Below are 1,454 nucleotides of genomic sequence, written 5' to 3' on the forward strand. Positions count from 1 at the left end.
GTCAACAGTCAACAGTCAACAGTCAACAGTCAACAGTCAACAGTCAACAGTCAACCGTCAACCGTCAACCGTTAACTAACTTAAACTTTCGCTTCCAAAGACTTAAGAAATTCAGTATTTACCCCCGACTCCCGCGTCATGGCAATTTTTCCAGTCCGAGCAATTTCCTTAATTCCAAATCTATTTAGAACCTGGACGATCGCCACCATCTTACCCGGATCTCCGACAACTTCCAAAGTCAGCGTATCATCACCAATATCCACCACTCGCGCTCTAAAAATCTGAGCTAACTCAATTATCTCCGATCGCGTCCCGCTAGTAGCATTAACTTTCAGCAACATCAACTCCCGTTCCACACAGGGAATTTCCGTTATATCCTGAACTTTCAGCACGTTGATCAACTTGTACAGTTGCTTGGTCAACTGTTCGATAATCTGGTCATCTCCCGGTACAACCATCGTAATCCGAGACACACCCACTTGCTCCGCCGGGCCCACGGCCAGACTTTCAATATTAAAACCCCGACGCGCAAACAAACCAGCAATTCGAGTGAGGACACCCGCTTCATCTTCAACTAAAACCGAAAGAGTGTGTTTCATTTCTCCAAAAAAGATTGCATTTCGTGCAATTGTACTGTCGCCAATTCTTCTTTTAGGAGAACCGCACGCTCATTAAACTTACATTAAACAATATTAGTTGTAGTTAGTAGGGTGCGCAATGCGCACGGCCGTGCGCATTGCGCACCCTACTAACTACAACTAATATTGTTTAATGTAAGTTTAATGAGCGTGCGGTTCTCCTAAAAGAAGAATTGGCGACAGTACAATTGCACGAAATGCAATCTTTTTTGGAGAAATGAAACACACTCTTTCGGTTTTAGTTGAAGATGAAGCGGGTGTCCTCACTCGAATTGCTGGTTTGTTTGCGCGTCGGGGTTTTAATATTGAAAGTCTGGCCGTGGGCCCGGCGGAGCAAGTGGGTGTGTCTCGGATTACGATGGTTGTACCGGGAGATGACCAGATTATCGAACAGTTGACCAAGCAACTGTACAAGTTGATCAACGTGCTGAAAGTTCAGGATATAACGGAAATTCCCTGTGTGGAACGGGAGTTGATGTTGCTGAAAGTTAATGCTACTAGCGGGACGCGATCGGAGATAATTGAGTTAGCTCAGATTTTTAGAGCGCGAGTGGTGGATATTGGTGATGATACGCTGACTTTGGAAGTTGTCGGAGATCCGGGTAAGATGGTGGCGATCGTCCAGGTTCTAAATAGATTTGGAATTAAGGAAATTGCTCGGACTGGAAAAATTGCCATGACGCGGGAGTCGGGGGTAAATACTGAATTTCTTAAGTCTTTGGAAGCGAAAGTTTAAGTTAGTTAACGGTTGACGGTTGACGGTTGACTGTTGACTGTTGACTGTTGACTGTTGACTGTTGACTGTTGACTGTTGAC

Annotated in this window: 2 protein-coding genes; one reads left to right on the plus strand and one right to left on the minus strand. The window is 45.0% G+C overall.

Translation table 11 applies throughout. From position 1 onward, the window contains the following. Positions 1 to 80: 80 nt before the first annotated feature. Positions 81 to 599: an acetolactate synthase small subunit gene (ilvN, locus tag QT974_RS34325; protein ID WP_333472810.1), complete on the minus strand. Its 519-nt coding sequence runs from the start codon at positions 597 to 599 to the stop codon at positions 81 to 83. A 256-nt stretch (positions 600 to 855) separates the two neighbouring features. Between ilvN (QT974_RS34325) and ilvN (QT974_RS34320) the strand changes: the two genes are divergently transcribed. Further along, entirely contained in the window at positions 856 to 1,374 is a 519-nt protein-coding gene (ilvN, locus tag QT974_RS34320) for an acetolactate synthase small subunit (RefSeq protein WP_333472810.1), read from the plus strand. Positions 1,375 to 1,454: the final 80 nt, after the last annotated feature.

It is taken from the genome of Microcoleus sp. BM001215392, assembly GCF_036700185.1.
Lineage (GTDB): Bacteria > Cyanobacteriota > Cyanobacteriia > Cyanobacteriales > Microcoleaceae > Microcoleus.